Origin of the sequence: Botrimarina colliarenosi (assembly GCF_007859955.1) — a bacterium.
In the GTDB taxonomy this organism is placed as follows: domain Bacteria; phylum Planctomycetota; class Planctomycetia; order Pirellulales; family Lacipirellulaceae; genus Botrimarina; species Botrimarina colliarenosi.
Genome location: NZ_SJPR01000002.1, coordinates 629,184 through 652,331, shown reverse-complemented (window position 1 = coordinate 652,331; position 23,148 = coordinate 629,184). Strand labels below are relative to the sequence as shown.

17 protein-coding genes are annotated in these 23,148 nt (G+C 64.3%); 15 read left to right on the top strand and 2 right to left on the bottom strand.

The genetic code is table 11. From position 1 onward, the window contains the following. The first annotated feature begins 100 nt into the window (after positions 1-100). From Pla108_RS10580 to Pla108_RS10565, 4 genes are all read left to right on the top strand, one after another. A complete protein-coding gene (locus Pla108_RS10580) occupies positions 101-1,234 on the top strand; it encodes an SAM-dependent methyltransferase (protein WP_146444897.1) in 1,134 nt (377 codons plus the stop codon). A 299-nt stretch (positions 1,235-1,533) separates the two neighbouring features. After that, on the top strand, positions 1,534-3,738 hold the full coding sequence (locus Pla108_RS10575; protein ID WP_146444896.1) for an FdhF/YdeP family oxidoreductase: 2,205 nt from the start codon (positions 1,534-1,536) through the stop codon (positions 3,736-3,738). A gap of 365 nt (positions 3,739-4,103) precedes the next feature. After that, complete coding sequence (locus Pla108_RS10570; RefSeq protein WP_146444895.1) at positions 4,104-5,390, top strand: DegT/DnrJ/EryC1/StrS family aminotransferase; 1,287 nt, start codon at positions 4,104-4,106, stop codon at positions 5,388-5,390. A gap of 383 nt (positions 5,391-5,773) precedes the next feature. After that, positions 5,774-6,097 (top strand): hypothetical protein, encoded by a 324-nt coding sequence (locus Pla108_RS10565; protein ID WP_146444894.1) that lies wholly within the window; start codon positions 5,774-5,776, stop codon positions 6,095-6,097. Between the two features lie 47 nt (positions 6,098-6,144). Here the strand turns inward: Pla108_RS10565 and Pla108_RS10560 are convergent, their stop codons facing one another. After that, complete coding sequence (locus Pla108_RS10560) at positions 6,145-7,536, bottom strand: DNA cytosine methyltransferase (RefSeq protein ID WP_146444893.1); 1,392 nt, start codon at positions 7,534-7,536, stop codon at positions 6,145-6,147. A gap of 761 nt (positions 7,537-8,297) precedes the next feature. Between Pla108_RS10560 and Pla108_RS10555 the strand changes: the two genes are divergently transcribed. Next, positions 8,298-9,176, top strand: a complete 879-nt coding sequence (locus Pla108_RS10555; protein ID WP_146444892.1) for a hypothetical protein — start codon at positions 8,298-8,300, stop codon at positions 9,174-9,176. 276 nt (positions 9,177-9,452) lie between these two features. Here Pla108_RS10555 and ilvD read toward each other — a convergent pair whose 3' ends face one another. Continuing rightward, the gene (gene ilvD, locus Pla108_RS10550) at positions 9,453-11,153 is read right to left on the bottom strand and encodes a dihydroxy-acid dehydratase (protein ID WP_146444891.1); all 1,701 of its coding nucleotides are present in this window, start codon (positions 11,151-11,153) and stop codon (positions 9,453-9,455) included. Between the two features lie 249 nt (positions 11,154-11,402). Here ilvD and Pla108_RS10545 point away from each other — a divergent pair, with 249 nt between their 5' ends. From Pla108_RS10545 to Pla108_RS10500, 10 genes are all read left to right on the top strand, one after another. Beyond that, complete coding sequence (locus tag Pla108_RS10545; protein WP_146444890.1) at positions 11,403-12,041, top strand: HAD family hydrolase; 639 nt, start codon at positions 11,403-11,405, stop codon at positions 12,039-12,041. Between the two features lie 222 nt (positions 12,042-12,263). Then, positions 12,264-13,319, top strand: a complete 1,056-nt coding sequence (gene waaF, locus Pla108_RS10540; protein WP_146444889.1) for a lipopolysaccharide heptosyltransferase II — start codon at positions 12,264-12,266, stop codon at positions 13,317-13,319. After that, complete coding sequence (locus tag Pla108_RS10535; protein ID WP_146444888.1) at positions 13,316-14,173, top strand: glycosyltransferase family 2 protein; 858 nt, start codon at positions 13,316-13,318, stop codon at positions 14,171-14,173. Before waaF ends, Pla108_RS10535 begins: the two co-directional genes overlap by 4 nt. A gap of 253 nt (positions 14,174-14,426) precedes the next feature. Further along, positions 14,427-16,703, top strand: coding sequence for an ATP-binding protein (locus Pla108_RS10530; RefSeq protein WP_197526469.1), 2,277 nt, complete (start codon positions 14,427-14,429; stop codon positions 16,701-16,703). A 132-nt stretch (positions 16,704-16,835) separates the two neighbouring features. Then, positions 16,836-18,002, top strand: coding sequence for a response regulator (locus Pla108_RS10525; protein ID WP_146444886.1), 1,167 nt, complete (start codon positions 16,836-16,838; stop codon positions 18,000-18,002). Between the two features lie 97 nt (positions 18,003-18,099). Continuing rightward, positions 18,100-19,926, top strand: a complete 1,827-nt coding sequence (locus Pla108_RS10520; protein WP_146444885.1) for a matrixin family metalloprotease — start codon at positions 18,100-18,102, stop codon at positions 19,924-19,926. 248 nt (positions 19,927-20,174) lie between these two features. Further along, a complete protein-coding gene (gene gnd / locus Pla108_RS10515; RefSeq protein WP_146444884.1) occupies positions 20,175-21,620 on the top strand; it encodes a decarboxylating NADP(+)-dependent phosphogluconate dehydrogenase in 1,446 nt (481 codons plus the stop codon). Positions 21,621-21,704: 84 nt separating this feature from the next. After that, complete coding sequence (locus Pla108_RS10510; RefSeq protein WP_146444883.1) at positions 21,705-22,601, top strand: GIY-YIG nuclease family protein; 897 nt, start codon at positions 21,705-21,707, stop codon at positions 22,599-22,601. Between the two features lie 72 nt (positions 22,602-22,673). Continuing rightward, complete coding sequence (locus tag Pla108_RS10505; RefSeq protein ID WP_146444882.1) at positions 22,674-22,877, top strand: type II toxin-antitoxin system HicB family antitoxin; 204 nt, start codon at positions 22,674-22,676, stop codon at positions 22,875-22,877. Beyond that, complete coding sequence (locus tag Pla108_RS10500) at positions 22,877-23,113, top strand: type II toxin-antitoxin system HicA family toxin (RefSeq protein ID WP_146444881.1); 237 nt, start codon at positions 22,877-22,879, stop codon at positions 23,111-23,113. Before Pla108_RS10505 ends, Pla108_RS10500 begins: the two co-directional genes overlap by 1 nt. The last annotated feature ends 35 nt before the right edge of the window (positions 23,114-23,148 follow it).

The window sequence follows — 23,148 nt, the reverse complement described above, 5'->3', positions numbered from 1 at the left end:
CAGCGTGGCTAGAGTACGATAGGGGACCACAAAGGGGCCAAGCAGCGAAGGGGTTACTTCGCTCCGGACCTTTGTCCCCCCCGTTTTTCCTGGTTGTTTGATGGCTGTTGAGACCGAGTTCGTTTACTGCACCTGCCAGCCCGGCGCCGAGCCCGCCCTTAAGGGCGAGGTCGCCGCCCGAGTGCCGGAATGGAAGTTCGCCTTCTCTCGGCCCGGTTTTGTCACGTTCAAGCTGCCGGCTCCCGTGTCGGCCAACCGGTTCGAGCCGATGCGGCTCACCTTCGCGCGCACGAGCGGCCTGTCGTTCGGCCGGGTGGAAGCGGAATCGGCCGACCCGGCGGCCTTGGCGAAGCTGATCTGGGAGCACGGCGCCGCCCGTCAGCTGGCCGAGACGGGCCCCTTGGCGTTGCACGTCTGGGCGCGCGACACCGACCTGCCCGGCGAGAACAACGTCGAGCCCGGCCCCAACGCCGAGACCTTCGCCGCGGTGGCGGCGCTGCGTGAAGCGGCGCCAGCCGGCGCATTGGTGGATCGCTCGAACGAAGACGAGAAGAAGACCGCGTCGAAGGTCGCCTTCGATGTCGCCATGGTCGAACCGAACCAGTGGTGGATCGGCGCCCACGCGCTGCGGAGCCGGGTCGATCGCTGGCCCGGTGGCGTGCCGCGGCTCGAGGCGCCCCAGCACGCCGTGTCGCGCGCCTACCTGAAGATGCAGGAGGGCCTCCGCTGGTCGGGCATCCCGGCCCAGAAGGGAGACTACTGGATCGAGCTCGGCTGCGCGCCAGGCGGCGCCAGCCAGGCGCTGCTCGATGTCGGCATGCGTGTCGTCGGCGTTGACCCGGCCGAGGTCGACCCGGTCGTCCTGGCGCACCCCGACTTCGAGCACCTCAACGCCCGGGCGAGCGAGATTGGCGTCGACGAGGTGACCGACGCCGCGTGGATCACCGCCGATATCAACTGCGCGCCGCAGTACACCCTCGACGGCGTCGAGCGTTTGGTGACGCACCCCTCGATGCATGTCCGGGGGCTGCTGTTGACGCTGAAGCTCTTGAGCCTCAATCTGGCGAAGCCCGAGGTGATTGCCGAGACGATCGCGCGCGTCCGGTCGTGGGGCTACACCGACGTCCGAACGCGTCAGCTCGCCCACAACCGCCGCGAGTACTGCCTCGCCGCCCTGCGGACCCGCGGCCAGCGCCGCGTCAAACGGAGTGGTGTGGTTAAGAAGGGGAGATAGGGGGAGGACTGGAGATGAGGGGATCGCTAGCGGTCGGATGCGATTGCATGAGCTGCGATCTCAAATGACGTGGTTTGCATCTGGTTGCGATGATTGGTTTCAATCAAGCAGTCGCTCTGCGACGGCTCTAATCAATTCATTAGCACCCCATTCGACTCTCTGTGGCGATAGATAGGGCCTGTGACGATAGGTAGGGCCTGTGACGATAGATACGGCGGCGTGATTGAACTCCACGTCCGCTTGCGATCCCCTTATTTCCAACTCTTCCCCCCATCTCCTTTCGTAACCCAACCACCTCCATGCGTAAGGTCAGAACCGGCGGCGGCTGGCCCGCGGTGTTCTACACGTTCCGCAAAGCGCGCGAGGCGGGCGGGCTCCTCAAGTTCTGGCGCGCCATGCGCAGCCGCAACGCCTGCAAGACCTGCGCGCTCGGCATGGGGGGCCAGAAGGGAGGCATGGTCAACGAGGCGGGCCACTTCCCCGAGGTCTGCAAGAAGTCGATGCAGGCGATGGCCGCCGACATGCAGCCCGCCATCCCGGCCGACTTTTGGGAGCGTTACGGCGTCCGCGAGCTGCGCGCCATGTCGCCGAAACAGCTCGAGCACTGCGGCCGCCTCGTCGAGCCGGCCCGTTACTCGGCCGCTGAAGGACGCTACCGGCCCGTCTCGTGGGACGAGGCGCTCGACCGCGTTGCGGACCAACTCGCCGCGACCGCGCCCGACGAAACATTCTGGTACTTCAGCGGCCGGAGCAGCAACGAGGCGGGCTTCCTGCTGCAGCTGTTCGCCCGGCTCTACGGCACCAACAACGTCAACAACTGCAGCTACTACTGCCACCAAGCGAGCGGCGTCGGGCTCACCAGTGTCACGGGCAGCGGCACCGCGACGATCGAACTGGAGGACCTCGATAAGGCCGACCTCGTCTTCTTGATCGGCGGCAACCCGGCGTCGAACCACCCACGACTGATGACGACGCTCCACGAGCTGCGCCGCCGCGGCGGAAAGGTGATTGTCATCAACCCATTGGTCGAAACAGGCCTCGTCAACTTTAGCATCCCGAGCCGACCGCTCAGCCTGCTCTTCGGCTCAAAGATCGCCAGCCTCTACGTCCAGCCGCATATCGGCGGCGACCTCGCACTGCTGACCCAGATCGCCAAACGAGTTGTCGAACGCGGCTTTCACGACCAAGCGTTCTTGGAGAACCACACCACTGGCTGGTCCGAGCTGAAGGCGGCGCTTGACGCGGCCTCCGCTGACGAACTGATGATGAAGTCAGGCGTTCGCCATGACGATGTCGAAGAGATGGTGGAGATGTTCGCGCTCTCTAAGAACACCGTCTTCGCCTGGACGATGGGCGTCACGCACCACGCCCACGGCGTCGAGAACGTCCAGGCGATTGGCAACCTCGCCTTGCTGCGTGGCATGGTCGGCAAGCCGGGCGCGGGACTGATGCCGATCCGCGGTCACTCGAACGTGCAGGGCATCGGTTCGGTCGGCGTGACGCCGAAGCTGAAGCAGGCGATCTTCGACGGTCTCGAATCGCGATTCGCCGTCAAGCTGCCGACCACCGCCGGCCGTGACACCATGGAATGCATGGAGGGCGCCTTCTCCGGCGGGCTGTCGACGGCCCTCTGCCTCGGTGGCAATCTGTACGGCTCGAACCCCGACTCGACGTACGCCGCGAAGGCTTTGCAGACGCTGAGGCAGATCACTTACCTCAGCACGACGCTCAACACGGGCCACGCCCACGGCACGGCCGACGAGACGATCATCCTGCCGGTGCTCGCCCGCGATGAGGAGCCGAGCGCGACGACCCAGGAGTCGATGTTCAACTACGTACGGCTGTCGGACGGCGGCCCGCGTCGTCTCGAAGGTCCACGGAGCGAGGTCGAGGTGATCGCCGACCTGGCCGAGCGCGTCGCCAAGCGTCTGGCCAGTCAGCCGAGCCTCAATGCCCTCGACTGGCCCGTGATGCGCGACACCGGCCGCATCCGCGAGGCGATCGCCCGGGTCGTCCCTGGTTGGGAGAAGGTCGGCGACATCGACCGCACCAAGGAAGAGTTCCAAATCGCCGGCCGGACTTTCCACGCGCCCCGCTTCGCCACGGTCGATGGCCGCGCCCAGCTGCACACCCATGAGCCACCAGCGTTGAAAGGGAGCGGGGACGCAGAACTGCGTGTCATGACAATCCGCAGCGAGGGGCAGTTCAACACCGTGGTCTACGAAGACGACGACCTCTACCGCGGCGTCGAAGGGCGTTACGTCATCCTCATGCACCCGGATGACCTTGTCCGTTTCCATCTCACTGCCAACGACCCGGTCCGCGTTACCGGTCCGGCGGGCCAGATGCACCACGTCCGCGCCGTCGCCCACCCGGCGATCCGCGCCGGCAACGCGGCGATGTACTATCCCGAGGCGAACGTCCTGGTGGGCCGCGGCGTCGATCCGAAGAGCAAAACGCCGGCGTTTAAGGGGCTGGTGGTGACGCTCAAGAAAGAACGCTAGCCATTCGTACGTCCGGGAGCCCTAAGCGTCAGCGCCGGGAGTCGAAGCGGGTACCAGGGCTCACTCCCGGCGTTGACGCTGTGGGCTCCCGGACCCTTGCTTCCTCGACCCTCGTCGTGAAGTTTGCGGGTCGCAGTCGGCTTCGTTCGTCGCGGGCGCCAGGTTCTTGCCGAGTTCATCCCGCCAATTCGAACCATTTCAGAGGGCCGACGCGTCCCCGTTAGACGCCGCCCGGCTACTCTCTCCGGATGTTTCTCCCGATTTGCTGGACATGGGGGTCCGGCAAGTTATTATCCGGTCCACTGTGACGGGCGAGGAGGCAGGCATCCAAGGGATTTCACTATCCATCCGCGGGAGTTCGGGGAATGATCCCACGCATACGTTTCGATATCGGCTGGCGCGACCTGCTCTACGGGTTTAGGACGGCGTATTCGTTCCGGGGCGATGACCGCCTAACCGCTCAACTGAAAGTCGAGCAGCTCTGGTCGTCCGAGGACGACAGCCTGGCCTGCCTGTCCCTGCGGAGCGGTTTTGACACCGCTCTGGAGGCTTACTCGTTCCCGGCCGGGAGCGAGGTGCTGATGTCTTGCATGAATATCGGCCCGATGGCCGATATCGTCGAATCGCACGGGCTGACGCCTCTGCCGATCGACCTGGACCTTGACAAGCTCACGATGCGCCCCGACCTGCTCGAACGGGCCATCACGCCGAACACCAAAGCGATCGTCCACGCCCACCTGTTGGGAACGCGACAGCCGCTCGACGAGCTGCGCCGGCTGGCGGACAAGCACGGGCTCGTGTTGTTTGAAGACTGCGCTCAGGCCTACCGGGCCGACGACTGGCGGGGCGACCCCCGGTGCGACGTCACGATGTTCAGCTTCGGCCCCCTCAAGACGTGCTCGGCGACGATGGGCGGGATCGTCCGCTACCGCGACAAGGACATGCTCGAGAAGGCGCGGTCGCTGCAGTCGCAGCTCCCGGTGCAGAGCCGCTTCGAAATCATCCAACGCTTGTTGCTGTTCTCGGAGTTGATCTTTGTTACCCAAGAACTGCCGTACTCGATCATCGTCGGCGCCGCCCGGAGGTTGGGGCTGGAAGAGTTCGTCAACGCGCCGTTAAGGAACTTCCGAGGGAGCAAGGCCTATCAGTTCAAGAAGCTCCGGAAGCAGCCGAGCCGGACGTTGTTGTCGTTGCTCCTGCACCGACTCAAGACCTATGACCCCAGCCTCGTGAAGCAGCGTTTAGACGCCGCCGAGGCCTTGCTCGGCGAGATTCCCGAGGTGTGCCGTCCCGGGAGAGCCATCGCCGATCACGGTTACTGGCAGTTCCCGATTTACTGCGACGACCCGGTCGGTCTGCGCCGGCATCTGCACCGGCAGGGATTCGATTCGACCCTCGGGCACAAGGCGTTTGTCGTCATCCCGCCGCCCGCCGACCGACTCGAGTTCGAGGCGACCACCGCCACCGGAACGCTCCCCCGTTCTCTCTACCTGCCGGTGCACTTCCGGGCCCGCAAGGAAGACCTCGTTCGGCTTGGGGAAGCGATCCGGTCGTTCGACCCGGAGTGCACCAACGACCGTGGCGTACTCAACGATTCTTGTACCGTGGCGGACAGGGCAGGGACCCTCGAAACGACAGCCGCAGCGACCTAGTGACTTGTCAAGCTGAATTCTAGGATGAGCCGATTGGGCGCTAGCCCCGGTTGAATCACTAAGAACCGTGGCTAGCGCCAAAACGGCTCATAGCGCCAACCCCTCGTTTCTAGCTTTGACAAGGCAGTAGCCCACCTCTTGGCTGACGCTTAGGGCTCCCCGACACGTGCGCGTTTGCGGGTTGGAGGGCCTTCGTCGTCGGCGGCGGTTTCGGGCCGAGCGTTTTCTTACTTGCAATGGCAAGTGGCCACCTGTACACTTCCTCCCGTCTCGTGGATTCGCCTTTTGACCGGAAGCGACCCCAGCGAGACGCGGCAGACGGTAGCCGGGCCGACCCGTTGTGGGTTTTCCAGTGCCGAGAACGACGTAACAGGAGCCGTGCCGTGCCAGGCCTATCCGATTCCGGTCAATCGCTTCCCTATGCCCGCCCCATCCCCCCGGTGAGCGGCTGCGACCTCCAGTACGGCGCGCCCGGCGTGCGGGTGTGGCAGCGCTGGCGGTCGCTTTACGACGACATCCTCGCCCACGTCCGCGCCTGTGACCGGCTCGGCGTCGATCTGACGGTGGGGCAGCTCGCCGAGGAACTCGATGAGGCGCTTGGGCTGGTGGAGCGGCGGCTCGAAGAACTCGGCAGCCTACAGATCCTTTACTGCCACGGCGACGGGCGGATCGAGCTCGATTCCGGCTACCGGCGGATGTGTGGGTAGGACGCTAGGCGGTCGGGCCGATAGGGGGGCGGGGCGATTAGACCGCGCTACGGCAAGCTCGGCGCGGCGGCGTCTTGCGCCAGCCACGCCGCCACGGGGTTCAGCCGGTGCTGGGCGACCCACGCCACCGCATCGACACAAACCGCGTCGCCGAAGCCGAACAGCGCTTGGTTGAGCGATGCGTTAACCCGGTAGCCGTCGGCGCCCATCAGGCGGGCGCACTCGTCGGGGTTCATCAGCCGGACACGGTACGCGCCGCGGCCCGCCTCGAAGAGGATCTGCCGGCCGCTGCCCCCCTTGGGCGTCCGCAGGCAACCGGCGAGGCCGTCGGTGCGGAGCTCGGCCATCGAACGCCCCTTCCGCACCCGGCGGAAGACGGCGCCGTACGACAGCCGCTTGCCGGCGATCATCTGGTCGGCCGTCTGGCGGTGGCGGTCGCTCATCTGGTTCAGCAGGTAGTCGGCCCGCTCGGTGCTCCACCACTGGGGCGAGTCGCCCGGCAGGCGGTCAACGACCTCTTCGAGCTGCACCACGCCGTACGGCGGCGGCTCGGGGAGGTCCCAGAGGTCCCAGTGAAGGTCGCTGTTCGCCCGGATCGCCTCGACGAGTTTCGCGGGGCGGACGGTAGACGCCTGAAGCTCGTCAACGCCTAGCCGCCCCAAGACGGATGACGTCGAGTCCCCCTCCCCTCGATGGGGAGGGTCGGGGAGGGGTGAGGAACCCGGGTAGAGGCTTTCTTTTTCTATTGAGCGTGCGCCGGCTTTATTCGCATTTAAGCGTGTACCCGCTGCGCCCCCCTCCCCCAGCCCCTCCCCACCAGGGGGAGGGGAGTTTTTAAGGAAAGCGGCGTTCTTGGTGACGCACTGCAACGCTTCCGCCACGCCGACCACGAACAGCCGTGGGCGGCTCTGCGGGGTGAAGTGGGCGGCGTCGACCATCATCACGTCGGCCGCGTAGCCGAGGTCGTTGATCGCGGCCACCAGGGCCCGGAAGTCGGCGCCGTTGTTCGATGAGAGCAGGCCGGTGACGTTCTCGATCAAGAGCAGCTTGGGCCGCTGCGGGGCGGCCATCGCTTTGATGAGTTCGATCCAACCCCAGAACGCGGACGACTGCCCCTCGTTGAGCCCCTTCCGCGACCCGGCGAGCGACAGGTCGGTGCAGGGGAACGAGGCGTGCGCCAGCAGGGCAGGGGGGACCTGCGCCGGGTCGCGGGCCAGGTCGTGGATGTCGCCGACGTGGTAGTGGGGCGAGGGCCCGAAGTGGCCGTCGTGCATCCGCTGCTTGGCGGGCTCGATGTCGTTGGCGAAGACAACCTCCCAGCCAGCCCGCTCGAGCCCCATCCGCGCGAGCCCCACCCCGGCAAAAAACTCCGCGGCGGTCCGCCCCGCAACTGCGGGCGGAGCGGGCGAGGCGTCAAACAGGGGGTGTTGCGGGTCCATCCCCGTAAAGGATACCCGCCGGGCCCGCCGAGAAAAGCAGCCGAACCGCGCGCCCGCCTAACCGAACCGCGACCGTCAGGGAGCGACCGAGCGGCTCACGAGGCCGCCACGTTGTCCACGAACGAATCGGCGGGGCGAAGAACAGGACGCGGATGATCGCGGATAGCGGTTGTCGTTAGCGGCTGAGCCACCCGGAACGAAAAAGCCCCGCTAGGGGCGGCGGCGCGTAGCCAGGGGCGCGAGCCCCTGGGATAGGAACAAGCCAAGAACGAAGCCCCGGAGGGGCGACAGCGGCCCGTGTTGGCGGGTTTGCTGTCGCCCCTCCGGGGCTTTTCGTTGAAGGGCAATCCGTTCCAGGGGCTTGGCGCCCCTGGCTACGCGCTGCCGCCCCTCCGGGGCTTGATACGGGTGGCCCCGACTGTCGTGAGGGGGGATGTCGCCTTGTTGAAAAGCCGGCACGAACGATCGTCGGGGTCGCGAAGCGGCAAGAGGCGATCAACGCGTCGATGCCACCTGTGCTACGCCCCCCGACAATCGTTCGAAGAGGCCCAACGCCTGGGTGGCCGTCTCGCTCACGACTCACGGGGACACCGGCGGGTTGGCGTGGAGGCTCGGGCTACCCAGTAGACTGCCCGATGGAAGACGATCTAAACTGCGTGAGTTGAGCCTCTCAGTCACCGACGATTTATTCTCGTTTACGAGTTTCCTAGGCTTCCATCTCAGCAACTCTCATCCCTCCATACGCGTCGACGTAAGAATCTATGAACGAAAAAAACTGGGGCCTGCTGTCCCTAATCTCGATTGTAGCTTTGGTCGCATTACCCGCTTACTGCCGAGGCGATGTGAGCAGGTCTGCGTCAGTTTCCCAGAGCGAAATAGGGAAAAATGAATTAGCTGCTGATTCTATCGGTCTCTCCGAGGTCGTGTCAGAACCGCCGGTGACTTCAGTTCAGTCGATGGCGGAGTTGGAGTACTCGATAGCACTTGAGGGGGTGGATCCGAGCAGCTACCAGACTCTCAGCCGCGGAACTTACAATTTACAGGTGTTTGTAGAAGTACTAAACAACACGTTTGAGTACGGAGGATCTGACTACAGCGGAGGCTTGCATAGCGCTAGATTTGATCTGGAATCGCTTGGCGATATACGTTTCGACGTCTACAACAATTGGCCGCCCCTTATTGTAGCGGACAACTTTGGAAATATAACAACAGACCCCAACACTTGGCTGCATCCGAAAGCGAGGGTGCGGTACCCGCTCATTTTTACTGATAGCGGAATCTCTCTCTGGCAGCCCGGATATGTCGTGCCCGGTGACACGGATACAATCCTCGGTACGGAACTAGTCATCGATGATGACACGATTCAACAGTACGGGAATCGATTCGGAGTCGATGGACGAACCATCGTCGCCAATATATTAGTGTTCTATGGCGGAGGATTGGCGGAATTGCAGGTTGCACCCAATTCGAGGGCGCAGAGTTTCGTCGTGGGGCGAGGAGACGGAAACCTGGTGGCGACGTTGCCGAAAAGCGTAATCGGCGGGCGACTTCTGTTAGGGGTCCCAGAGCCGTCATCTGCGGTCCTGGTGGGGCTCGTCGTATTTTCGTTAGGTCTCGCGTGGGGTCGAGAGTTGTCGTAGTGGCAGTAGGGAATCGACCGTGCTGATTTTTTGAGCGCGGCGCGGAGTTGCAGTTTCCCACGGCAATCTGGTCGCTGTCATCAAGCGGCGTTCGACGCTACGATGCCTAAGTACTCACCACGACAATCGTCCGGACGTTGTAAACCTCGCTGTGGCGTTCTCGCTAAGAGTCAGCGGCGTCGCATACGAAATTGATTCGCGACCATTCGCTCAATTCGGGAGAATGAGTGGCTATTTCTTCCTTGCCACGCATGCCTCTTAGCGTGGTTTTTTTCGTCATTCATCCGTCACGCACCCTTCCGACGCGCTCTTCACATTCTTGATGTACTTGTAGAGCGTCCCGCGCGTCGCCTTGTACGCGGGGGCGGTCCAGGCCTTCTTGCGTTTGGCGAACTCTTCGTCGGTCACGTCGACCGTGATGAGGTTCGCTTCGGCGTCGAGCGTGATCTTGTCGCCGTTTTGGACCAGGGCGATCGGACCGCCGACCTGGGCTTCGGGGCAGACGTGGCCGACGATGAAACCGTGCGAGCCGCCGCTGAAGCGGCCGTCGGTGATCAGGGCCACGTCCTTGCCGAGGCCGGCGCCCATGATCGCGCTGGTCGGGGTGAGCATCTCCGGCATGCCGGGGCCCCCCTGCGGGCCTTCGTAGCGGATGATGACGACGTCACCCTTTTTGATTTTCTTCTCTTCGAGGGCGTGCAGCATGTCCTCTTCGCTGTCGAAGCAGTTGGCCGTGCCGCTGAAGACGAGGCCCTCTTTGCCGGTGATCTTCGCGACGGCGCCGTCGGGGCAGAAATTGCCACGCATGATGCGAAGGTGGCCGGTCGCCTTGAGCGGCTTGCTGACCGGGTGGACGATGTCCTGGCCCGCGGAGAGGCCGGGCAGCTCGGCGAGGTTCTCGGCGAGCGTTTTGCCGGTAACGGTGAGGCAGTCCCCCTCGATGAGGCCCTCTTCGAGCAGCATCTTCATAACGGCCGGCGTGCCACCCACCTTGTGCAGATCCTCTTGGACGTACTTGCCGGACGGCTTGAGGTCGGCCAGGTAGGGGACGCGGTCGCTGGTTTTTTGGAAGTCGTCGATTGTTAGCTCGACATCGACCGCCCGGGCCATCGCCAGCAGGTGGAGCACCGCGTTGGTCGAGCCGCCGACCGCCATGATGAGGGCCATCGCGTTCTCGAACGCTTGACGCGTCATGATGTCGCGCGGCTTGATGTCCTTTTCGAGCAGTAGGCGGATCGCCTTGCCGGCGCTGCGGCACTCTTCGAGCTTGGCGGGGTCCTCGGCCGGGATGCTGCTGCTGTAGGGCAGCGTCATGCCCATCGCCTCAATGGCCGACGCCATGGTGTTGGCCGTGTACATGCCGCCACAGGCGCCGGCGCCGGGGCAGCTCTTCTTGACGATCTCTTGACGCTCGTCCTCGCTGATCGTGCCGGCGAGGAACTCGCCGTAGCACTGGAAGGCGGAAACGATGTCGCGTTTTTCTCCGGTCGCTGACGCTCCCGGCTCGCCTTTCTTCTTGGTAAAGCCGGGTTTGATCGTGCCGCCGTAGATCATGATCGCCGGGCGGTTGAGCCGGCCCATCGCCATGAGGCAGCCTGGCATGTTCTTGTCGCAGCCGGGTAGAGCCACGAGGCCGTCGTACCACTGGGCCTGCATGACGGTCTCGATCGAGTCGGCGATGATGTCGCGCGACTGGAGCGAGTACGACATGCCGCTGGTGCCCATCGAGATGCCGTCCGAGACGCCGATGGTGTTGAACCGCATGCCGACCAGCCCGGCGGGCGCCATGCCTTCTTTGACCTTCGCGGCGAGGTCGAGCAGGTGCATGTTGCAGGTGTTCCCCTCGTACCAGACGCTGGCGATGCCGACTTGCGGCTGGCCCATCTGCTCGTCGGTCATGCCGGTGCCGTAGAGCATGGCTTGGCTGGCGCCCTGCGACTTGGGCTGGGTGATCTGCGACGAGTACTTGTTGAGCATGAGAGCAAAGGGTTATCGGTTTTCAGCGAAATAAGGGGTCGTGAGCCGGGCCGTCCCCGGCCCCGGCCCTTGCAACAGGCGACGCAGTTTACCGCCCCCGGGTTCGCGCCGCAGGGGCTCCGCGCCGGGGGCGGAGGGTTGTGGGGGGAGTCGCTGACGCCGATAACCAGCCTTGTATCACGGCGGCACGGATGCCGTCATCGGGGCCGAAAACCCCACTCCCCCCGAATCCATCGCGTTCTTTCTCGCATGCCCAAAACCCCCGAGTTCTTGTATTTCGACCTCGGCCGGGTCCTGCTGAAGTTCGATCACCCGCGCATGCTGCGACAGATGGCGGAGGTCGCGGGGGTCGAGATCCACGTCCTGCGTGAAGCGATCATGCCGACCGGCTCTCCCACCGAAGGGGACGCCCAGTGGCGGCTCGAGGCGGGCGAGCTCACCGAGGACGCCTACTACGACGAGCTCTGCGAGCGGATCGGCCGCCGGCCGCAGCGGGACAAACTGGAGATGGCTTCGAGCGACATCTTCGGCCCGATTGGCTCGTCGCTCGACCTGCTGGAGCGGCTCAAAGAGGCGGGCTATCGGCTCGGCCTGTTGTCGAACACCTGCGCGACCCACTGGCGGTGGTTCCTCGACGGGCGGTTCCCGACGCTTAACAGCGTGTTCGAGGTGCAGATTGGGAGTTTCCAGGTCGGCTCGATGAAGCCGGCGGCGCCGATCTACGAGGCGGCGATCGCGAAGGCGGGCGTCCCGGCCGATCAGATTTTCTTTGCCGACGACCGCCAAGAGAACGTCGATGGGGCGATCGCCTGCGGCATCGACGCGGTGCTGTTCACCGACACCGCGAAGCTGGAGTACGACCTCCGCGCCCGCGGGATCGACTGCTAGCACTGGCGTCGCGGGTTTGGACGCGACGCAGCTAGATCGGGAGCCCTAAGCGTCAGCGCCGGGAGTTGCAGCGGGTACCAAGTTCACTCCCGGCGCTGACGCTTAGGGCTCCCAGTCGATTGTGAGTCTGTCGGTAAGCCGCTGGCGATCCGCGTTGCTGGCGCCGGGCGTTTTCGTGTAACTTGCCGCCTCACTAACACGCTCCTCGACGAGAACGCACGGATGCGACTCGGCGTCTTTCTACCGAACTGGATCGGCGACGCCGTCATGGCGACGCCCGCGCTCGACTCGCTCCGCGAGCTGGTGGGCCCGACCGGTCACATGGTGGGCGTGATGCGGCCCTACGTCGCCGAAGTGGTGGATGGCCTCGGCCTGTTCGATCGCAACGTCTTCTACAAGCCGAAGGCGAAGCAGCCCGAGCTGCAGGGCAGGGCGGTCGTGGCCGCGTTGCGAGAGGAACGACTCGACGCGGTGGTGTTGCTCACCAACTCATTGCGCACGGCCTGGCTCGCCTGGCGGAGTGGCGCCAAGGAACGGATCGGCTACGAACGCGACAACCGCTCGTGGCTGCTCACAACACGGCTCCGCGAACCGGTCAAGCGCGGCAAGCGGGCGCCGCTGCCGGCGATCGACTCGTACCTGAACCTCGCCTACGCGGCCGGCGGTGAATGGCGCGCGCCGACGCTGGGGCTCGCGACAACCGCTGCCGACGAAGCCGCCGCCGACGAAGCCTGGCGGCGCCTCGGCTTGCCGCCGGGTGAACAGGTCGTCGTCTTCAACACGGGCGGCGCATACGGCGACGCCAAGGGATGGCCCACCGAGCAGTTCGCCGCCCTCGCTGAGAAGATCACCACGTCGAGCGACTATTCGGTGCTAGTGAACTGTGGCCCGGGCGAACGAGAGACGGCCGGCCGCATCGCCGAGCTCGCCGCGACGCCGCGCGTCCGGAGCCTGGGCGAGATGGACGACCTGCCGATCGGCCTCTCCAAGGCGATCATCCGGCGCTCGCGGCTGTTGGTTTCGACCGACAGCGGGCCGCGGTTCTTCGGCATCGCGTTCGGCAAGCCGGTGGTGAGCCTCTTCGGCCCGACCGATCCGAACGTGACGCGCACGCACTACGCGGCCGAGACGCCGCTGTCGCTGGCGCTCGACTGCCAGTTCTGTTGGGAGCGGTCGTGCCCGCTGAAGCATCACCGCTGCATGAAAGAACTCTCAGTCGACCGCGTCTACCGGGCGGCGGCGCTCCATCTGAACAGCACGGCGGAGCAGGCGGCATGAAAGTCAGTGGCTTCACGATCCTGCGCGACGGCGCCCGGCTCGGGTACCCGTTCGTCGAGAGCATCCGGTCGCTCTTGCCACTGGTGGATGAGATGGTGATCGCCGTGGGCGATTGCACCGACGAGACGCCCGACCTGCTCCGCGCGATCGACTCGCCCAAGCTACGAACGTTCGATACGGTGTGGGACCCGACGCTGCAGAAGGGAGGGCGCGTCCTGGCGGTCGAAACGAACAAGGCGCTCGCCGCCTGTACCGGCGACTGGTGCTTTTATCTGCAGGGCGACGAAATCATCCACGAGCAGGACTACGGCCGCTTGCGCGGCGCTATGCAACGTCACTTGAGACAGCCCCGCGTCGAGGGATTGTCGTTCCGTTACCACCACTTCAAGGGAAGCTTCGACCTCCGCGACCCGCTTCCGTACCGCAAGCAGGTGCGGATTGTGCGGAACGGCGTTGGCGTCGTCTCGGTCGGTGACGCATGTGGATTTGGCGTGGCGACCGCCAGCGGTGTTCGAAAGCTGCGGACCGCGACGACCGGCGCGTGGATTTATCACTACGGTTGGGTGCGCCCGCCGCGGGTGATGAACCAGAAGCACAGCGAGTTCCTCCGCTACTACAGCGGCGATGAAGGCGTCGGACTCCGGCAGGCCGAACAGCAAGTCGCGGAGGACTATGCCTACGATGTGTCGCGCTGCGAGCCGTTCGCCGGCACGCACCCGGCCGTGATGGCCGAGCGGGTCGCCGCCCAGGACTGGACGGCGTCGTACCGGTTTGTCCCGCGGTGGCGGAACGGCGCCTACTGGGACGGTTTCCTCCGGAAGAACTTCGCCACGCTCTATCGCTGGGCATCTTGATCGTTGGGCCTCTTGAAGCGGCCTTTTTCGTGCGGGCGCCCGTAAATGGCCGCTACAGCCGGCATATCTGAAGCGAGAACTCCTCAATAGTCGCCGATCTCGGCGCCGCAACACGGCAGAGCAGTCCTACGTTTTTGGGCGGGCCTTCTTCGAAAGGCCGCAGGCATCTGCCCCCGTGCGCCTCTCGATGAAACCTGTCTTGATGGATTACATCCGGTTGCCGACGCGCAGTCGTGTAGCGGAAGCTACTCGGGTGGTATTCTACGTTCTCGCCGCCGGGTTAACCGCTGGGCTGATGGGGCTGGGTGTTCATGCCGTTGGCGCCGCGACGCTCGCCGTGGCGGTGGTCCTGGCGACCCGGTTGCTCGTCGCGGCTGTGACCCGTCCGGGGGATGGTGTTGAGAATGCGGTTGTCAAGCAGGGCGGCCCCGTATCGTTGGGCCCCGTATCGGTGGGCGACGCCGACGACAAGAGCGGCCACTCCCGGTTCTTGCACGCGGTGCTCGACGGCGTCGACTTGCAGATTGGCGTCCTGGACGAATCGGGCCGCCTCATCGAGACCAATCAGGCTTGGGACGACTTCGCCGGCTCGATGCGAATCGCCGACGAGTCGACGGTCGGAGCCAGCTTCTACAACGTTTGCCGAGAGGGTGGCGTCTACGAAGGCGAGAGCCCGACGCGGATCGCCGGGGCAATCAGGCAGGCCGCCGCTGGCCAGGGGGGACGCTTCCGAGCGGACTACACGGTCCTCATGTCCGATGAAGCACGAACGATCGAGGTGACGGTCGCGCCCCTGCCGGCCGGATACGGCGGCTCGGTGATTGTCACCCAGCGAGATCGGACCGCCGAGCAAATCGCTGCTCAGAAGACGCTCCATGAGAAGCAACGGGCAATCACGCTCGCCGATGCGCTCGAGGCGAGCCAGTCGTCGCTCGATCTTGCTCTGCAGGCAGCCGACCTGGGCCTCTGGCAGTGGGACATACCGACGGGGTATTTCGAGCTTAGTGACGATTGGATCCGTAAGTTAGGCGTCGATCCAATCGACTTCACCCCCGACCTCGGAGCCCTCCGCTCTTGGTTGCACCCGGACGATCGCAAGATCTGGACGGCGCGCGCCGCGGCAGGCCTCGCGGGCGATGAGCCATTCGATCGCCAGTTCCGGCTGCGAAGCATAGGGGGCGAGTACCGTTGGTTCCAGGTGCTGGGCCGCGCCATCTCGTACGACGCGACGGGCGCCCCCGAGTGCCTGTCGGGAATCCTGATTGATATCGACGCGCGGAAGTCGACCGAACTCCGCCACGCCGGCATGGCGAAGATCATCGAGGAGTCGATGAACGAGGTCTATGTCGTCGATAGCCAGACCCTGCGGTTTGTTGAGGTCAATTGCTGTGCGCGGGAGAACCTGGGCTACTCACTGACAGAACTGCAATCGATGACCCCCTTCGATCTCAAGCAGGAGGGCGAACGGTCGATGATCAGCGAACGGATGGCGTCGATCGCTGAAGGGCTGGCGCCGCGATTGGACTTTGAGTCGTTGCACGTCCGTAGGGACGGGACGACGTACCCCTGTCTGATGACGCTGCAGAAGACCCAACTGCTTGATCGCGACGTCTACGTTGCGACCGGGATGGACGTCACCGAGCGTCGGCGCCTCGAGACGCAACTCGCCCAGGCGCGGCGCCTGGAGTCGATTGGAGAGCTGGCTGCGGGGGTGGCTCACGAGATGAACACCCCTTTGCAGTACGTCGGCAACAACATCCAGTATCTCAGTGAGTGTTCGGCGGTGATCTTTGAGATCGTCGATGCGTTTCTGAAGTCGCTCGACCCGGCGACGCCGTCCAAGCAGTGGTCGGTGCGTCGTGAAGAGGTCCGCCAGCTGATCAAGAAGACCGGCTTCGAACGCATCCGACGCGAGGCGCCTCACGCCATCGCCGAATGCCGCGAAGGCGTCGAGCGTGTTCTGCAAGTCGTGCGGGCGATGAAGGACTTTTCGCGCCCGGAGAGCATCGACCTTGCCCCCGCCGACCTTAACCATGCTCTGCGGAATGCAGCCATCGTGACCCGTAACCGTTGGAGCATGGCCGGCGAACTGGACCTCGAACTCGACCCCACGTTGCGGCAGGTCGTTTGTCAAGAGGGGGCGATCAATCAGGTATTCGTCAATCTGATCGTCAATGCTGCCGACGCGATTGTCGAGCGACTCCAGAATGACCCCAACGGGCCGTCGGGGAAGATTTCGGCGCGGACTCACAGCGATGGCGAGTGGGCGGTGTTCGAAATCGAGGACAACGGCTCGGGCATGTCCGCCGAAGTTCAGCGGCGTGCGTTCGACCCCTTCTTTTCGACGAAGGAGGTCGGGAAGGGATCCGGCCAGGGGCTAGCGCTCAGCCACGCGATTGTGTCGCAAAATCATGGCGGAGCGATTCAGATCGACAGCACGCCAGGAGTGGGGACTGTGGTGCGGGTCAAGCTGCCAGTGGCGGGGGCGTCGAACAAGACGTCGGACTTGTTCCCGGCAATCGTGGGCTGACCATTCTGCGCAGAGGTAATTCGGTCTGCCACATTTGTCGCCTCGAAATCTATGTCGTCTGCGACAGCGGCATAGGGTTAATAACTGCACAACGACGTGGCGGATGTTCCGCGGACTAGCGAGACAAGCGAAATGACCCAACGTGTTCTTTTTGTCGACGACGATCAGATGCTCCTGTCGAGTATGGAGCGGTGCCTTGGTCTGAAGTTTGAGCTCGACACGGCGATCTCCGGTCTCGACGCGCTGGAACTGATGAAGACCAACGCCTACTCGGTGGTCGTCAGCGACATGCGGATGCCGATCATGGACGGCGTCCAGTTCATCGAGAAAGCCCGCGTGCTCTCGAGGCAATCGGTGTTCATGATGTTGACGGGCAATCAGGACTTGCAGACAGCCATGCGCGCCGTCAACGAGGGGCAGGTCTACCGCTTTCTCAACAAGCCGTGTCGGCCCGACGAAATCGAGGCCGCTGTCACCCAGGCGCAACGACAGTTCAACCTCGAGGCGTCCGAGCGCGAGCTTCTCAACAAGACCTTCGTCGACGCGCTGGGCGTCTTCTCGGACGTTATCGAAACGCTGCAGCCCCATCTGGTGGGACGCTGCGGGAAGACCGAGCAAGTGCTCGACGAACTCCGGCTGGCGTGCGGGTTGCCAAGCCGATGGGAGTACAAGGTCGCGGCTAAAGTGATGCTGCTCGGCTTCGCGATGCAGTTTGATCGCCGATCGGGGATGAATGTCTCAGCGACGCAGGCGACCATCGAACTCAACCGCGCCTGCACGACGGCGGCCCGTATCGTTCAGCGGATCCCGCGGCTCGACTCCGTCGCCGAGATTATCCGATGTGTCCCCACAACCGATGGCGTGCTGGCCGACCCATCCAGTTCCGACCCGCTCGATATGGTCATGAACGGCGCCGCTCTCTTGCGGGTCGCGCACATGGTCGAGGCGCTGTCCGACTCGGGCGTGGAGTGCGACGAAGCGATGACTTGGATCGTCCAGGCCGCGCCCGACATCAGCCCGATGCTGGCCGAAGCCGCTCGCAACTTGTACCCGAAAGAGGTCGAGGCTGAAGGCATCCCGTTCGACCCCGACGACCTCAAGCCCGGCCTGATCCTGTTCGACGACCTCACGGGCGCCGACGGAGCGACCTTGCTACGATCGGGCCGCAAGCTCAGCCAGACGCACATCGACAAACTTCGCGACGAGAAAGCGGACCGCGGCTCGGTGGCGCCGGTCCTCGTCACGCGGGCCTCGTACCTCCAGGTCTTCCCGAACGGCACGCCAACGGCCACGGCCTAGCGGCACGTCCTGGTCGCCCCGTGTCTCGCAGGTCAAAAAGCTAGCGGCTCGGGTTGAAAAGAAAGCCTCCCGCGGCGAGGCGCCGTACAATGGCGGCATGTCCCTCCGCGGCCCCGTTCAAACCGGTCTGTCGATTCTCTCGGCGCTTGCGTTGACGGCGCCCGCCGGGCAGGCGGCGACGGTAGTCCTCGCCAATCACACCGCGACCGCGACGACGGTCGAGGTGTTGTCGGCTGCGGGGGGCGCCGAAACGCGGAGGATCGCCCCGGGCGAATCGACGCCGTTCTTTTCCGCTTCGCCGCTCAGCGTCGCGTTGGGGAGTGGTCTCAACCGCCGTGTTGAGTCACTCGCCGCCGACGCCGTCTACCGATTGGCGACCGTCCGTGTCGGCGATCACAGCGGGGTCGAACTCCGCCGCATCGCCTTGATGGGCGAGGCGATGGCCCCCCCCAACGCGGCCGCCTGGCAAAATGGCGCGGGACGAGCCGACGCGCCGGTCCGCGTCTTGCTCTGCGTTGACGAGGAAGAGCCGACGATCGACCGCCTCTGGCAGGCCCGGCTGACGGCCCGCCTGAAGGCCGCTTCGGCGATCATGCAGCGCCATTCGGGCGTCCGCTTCGAGCCGGCAGGCTTCCAGTTCTGGAAGTCGGATAACAGCGTGACCCAGTTCACGCAGTCGCTGGGGGAGTTTGAGCACGCCGTTTCGCCGCCGCCGGGGACGCTCGCCATCGGCTTCACCAGCCAGTACCAGGTTCAGCTCGGGCGTCAGCACATGGGGGGGACCCGTGGCCCGCTCCGCGGCCACATCTTGTTGCGAGAGTGGTCGCCCCGCGTCAGCGAGGCGGAACGGGTTGAGCTGCTCGTTCACGAACTAGGGCACTACCTCGGCGCCGGCCATAGCCCCGAGCCGACCAGCGTCATGCGGCCCGTGCTTGGCGACCGGCCGGTGCGGCTCCGCGGCGAGGTGATCCGCTTCGACCCGGTCAACACGCTGGCGATCGCGATGATCGGCGAGGAGGTCCGCCGCCGTGGCGTCCGTGACCTTGGCAACATCACGCTGGCGAGGCGCGAGCGGCTGCAGCACGTCTACACGACCCTCTCGGCGTTGACGCCGGGAGAGCCCGCCGGCGTCGCCCTCTTGCGGCGGCTCGCTGCCGTTGGCGGCGGGCCGATCGCTGCGGCCGGTATTGACGAGGATCAGGGCGGCGCCGTCTCCGACGAAGACCGCAGCGAGGCTGCCGCTTCGGCGGTCGTCGCGGCGATCACCCAGGCCGCGGCGAGCAGCCGCAAACGCGACCTCGGCGACCGGCTCACGGGCGACGCGCTCGCCGACGCCTTGGTGCGCGCCGGCGCCGGAGCTACGAGCGACCCGCGCGGCCTGCTCCTTGGCCTCGGCGTCGCGCTGGACGACGTCGGCGGCCTGAAGATCAATCCCCGCACGACCGCGGCCGCCGAGCGGATCGAGTCCGACCGCGACCGCCGCCAACGCCTCAACGTGCTTGGCCGGCCAACCGCCCGCGGCCGGCACGACTTGCTCAAGCACTTTGTCGTCTCGGCGGCGCTGGCGGCGCTGGTCGGTGAGAAGGAAGCGAATCTGTGGGGGGTCGGCAAGGAACTAGCCGACGCGACCCGCGAAGGGGGAAGCGGTTTCAGCTTCGCCGACCTCGCGGCCGATCGGGCGGGGGTCCGCTTCGCCCGGGCCGTGTTGTCGGGCAGCCCCCCGGTCGCCGGAATCGCCACCAGCTTCCGCCTCGACAACTATCTGCCGCCAATCGAGGGCCTCGAAGAGGGCCTCCCGCTAGCCGACGTGATCAAGCGTTTCGGCGGCAAGGGCGACCCCCGCTTCGACGCCCAGATCGCCGAAATCGATCGCCGCATCGACGCCCTTCCAGCTTATTCGCTGTTGCGGCTCGGCCTTCCATGAAATCTCACCGCCAAGAGCGCCGGGGATCTCCAAGAGTTTTTGAGACAGGATCTACAAGATAGACGGGATGAATTGACGGAACTCTTATCCTGTCGATCCTGAAAATCCCGTCTAGCTTTTTCTTCCCTGCGTACCTTGGCGCTCCTGGCGTCTTGGCGGTTCCCCTTTTGCAGGATTGACCGACGCGGCGGTCGCGCCCTACCGTTTGGGCTTTGGGCGTCGACTTTCCTCTCCTGTGCGAGGCTGCCGTGAGCGAGTTGTGTGACTTTGGCCTGATTGGCCTGGCCGTTATGGGCGAGAACCTGGCCCTCAACGTAGAAAGCCGCGGCTACAAAGTCGCCGTCTACAACCGCACCACCAGCGTGATGGAAGAGTTCATTGCCGGCCGGGCGAAGGGGAAGGCCTTCGTTGGCTGCAAAGAGCTCAAAGACCTCGTCGACGCCTGCGCCAAGCCGCGCAAGATCATGATCATGGTCAAGGCCGGCCCGGCTGTGGACGCCGTTATCGAGTCGCTCAAGCCGCACCTCGATCCGGGCGACATCATCATCGACGGCGGCAACACCTACTACGCCGACACCGAACGGCGGACCAAAGAGGTCGAGGCGGCCGGCTTCCTCTACTCGGGCACCGGCGTCTCTGGCGGCGAAGAAGGCGCGCTGCTCGGCCCCAGTCTGATGCCTGGCGGCTCGCCCGATAGCTGGCCCGCTCTGAAGCCGATCTTCCAGGCGATCGCCGCCAAGGTCGGCCCGAACGACGACATCCCGTGCTGCGAGTGGGTCGGCCCCCGCGGCGCCGGGCACTACGTCAAGATGGTGCACAACGGCATCGAGTACGGCGATATGCAGCTCATCTGCGAGGCCTACTCGATGATGAAGGAGTGCCTTGGCCTCACCAACGACGAGCTCTACGACGTCTTCGCCGAGTGGAACACCGGCGAGCTCGACAGCTACCTGATCGAGATCACCCGCGACATCTTCAGCGTCAAGGACGAGGCGACCGGCAAGTACATGGTCGATCTGGTGCTCGACACGGCGGGCGCCAAGGGGACCGGCAAGTGGATGAGCCAACTGGCCCTCGACCTCGGCGTCCCCAGCACGCTCGTCACCGAGGCGGTCTACGCCCGCGGCCTGTCGGCCCGCAAGGACGAGCGCGTCCAGGCGAGCAAGACCCTCAAGGGCCCCGCGCCAAAGTACAGCGGCGATAAGAAGGAGTTCATCGAGTCGATCCGCCACGCGCTTTACGCCTCGAAGATCGTCAGCTACGCCCAAGGCTTTGTGCAGCTACAAGCGGCAGCCGCCGAGCACGACTGGCCGCTCAACTACGGCGACTGCGCGATGCTGTGGCGTGGCGGCTGCATCATCCGGGCGGTCTTCCTCGACCGCATCAAGGAAGCGTTCGACGCCAACCCGAAGCTCGAAAACCTGCTGCTCGCCCCCTACTTCGCCAAGGCGGTCGATGAGTCGCAGTCGGCGTGGCGCCACGTCGTCTCGCAAGCGGCCCTACTCGGCGTCCCCGTCCCCGCGTTCGCCACCGCGCTGGCCTACTACGACGGCTACCGCCGCGAGCGCCTGCCGGCCAACCTGCTGCAATCGCAACGCGACTACTTCGGCGCCCACACGTACGAGCGGACCGACAAACCGCGCGGGGAGTTTTTTCATACGGAGTGGATTGATTTGCGGAAGGATCCGAAGTGAAGGTTCAGTTTCACCGCGGAGACGCGGAGGACGTGGACACACAGGTCACGCTGTGCCTGACATCCTTCCAGAGCAGCAGATTTGATGAGTGGACGCAGTCAGACGATTGAGATCTTCTTGCCCGACGGGGAGCCAAGAGGAGTACGTCTTGCGAGCATCACGACCCGTATTGTCCAGGTGATTCAAGCGCCCAGGACCAATCTTGCTGCGTTTCTGGATCGTTCGGAAGCGTCTCGTGTAGCGCTCTATTTCCTTGTCGGCACTGCTGATGGAACGCCAAAGCCGGCCTTGTACATAGGTCAAACCGAGGACTTGCGGGGGCGGCTTCGTAGTCACAATTCGGGGAAAGACTTTTGGAATTCCGTTGTCGCAATCACCTCGCGGACTGATAGCTTTACCCAAGTTCACGTTCGGTACCTTGAGTGGTACTGCATACAAAAGGCTGCTGAGGCGAAGCGGTACGAATTGGTGAATGCGAATGGAGGCGGCAAGCCTCACATTCCGGAACCACTTGAAGCTGATGTACTAGATGCTTTCGAGACGGCCGCGACCTTGCTCTCTACGCTCGGACTACCGATTTTTGAGCCAGTTGTTTCGGCTGTTGCAACAGGGGCAACGAAGCGAGTTTTTTCCTGCCGTGGTCCCAATGCAGATGGTCGTGGGATTCTCGTGAATGACGGCTTCGCACTAATTGAGGGGTCGATTTGTCGGCGTCAACCGGTGCCGTCGGCGGCGACTCTTGTATCGACAACTGACGAGATGATTGAAGCGGGGCTACTCGCACCAATCGACGCTGAGCGACTAAGGCTTACGGAAGACTACCTTTGCAGTTCTCCAAGCCAGGCCGCTCTAATCGTACTGGCAAGGAAAGCAAACGGCTGGACAGAGTGGAAAGATGAACGTGGCGAGACCTTAGACGCAGTGTATCGACAAGAGGCTGAGTGCGATGGCGTCGGTCCTCTAACTGAATTCGCTAAGTGAAGTAGGTCAGGCTGTGCCTGACTCCCCCGCCAGCGTAAAAGGATGTCAGGCACAGCCTGACCTACGAAAACTATGAAATTCGTCATCGAACAGCACAGCGACGGCTTCGTCGCTTATCCCCTGGGCCTGCGCGGCGTCGTGGTGGGGCAGGGGGAAACGCGTGAGGACGCCCTCGCCGACGCCCAATCGGCGGCGAAGTTCCACATCGAGACCTTCGGCCCAGACGCCGTGAGCGATGATTCGCCGCTCATTGACGCGGAGGTCGTCGACGCCTGATGCCTCGCTTTCCTGTCGATACTCCGAAGCAGCGAGTCTTGCAGGCAATGAAGAAGCTTGGCTTCGAGGTCCTACGTGAAGCCGAGCACATCGCCCTTCGTAGAGAGAATCCCGACGGTTCGATCACTCCGATGACGATTCCCAACCATCGTACGATCAAAGGCTCGACACTCCGATCCATCTGCACTCAGTCAGGCATCCCACGCGACGAGTTTCTCGACGCGTACAACGATTGAATCAACTCCGCGTCCTCCGCGTCTCCGCGGTGAAT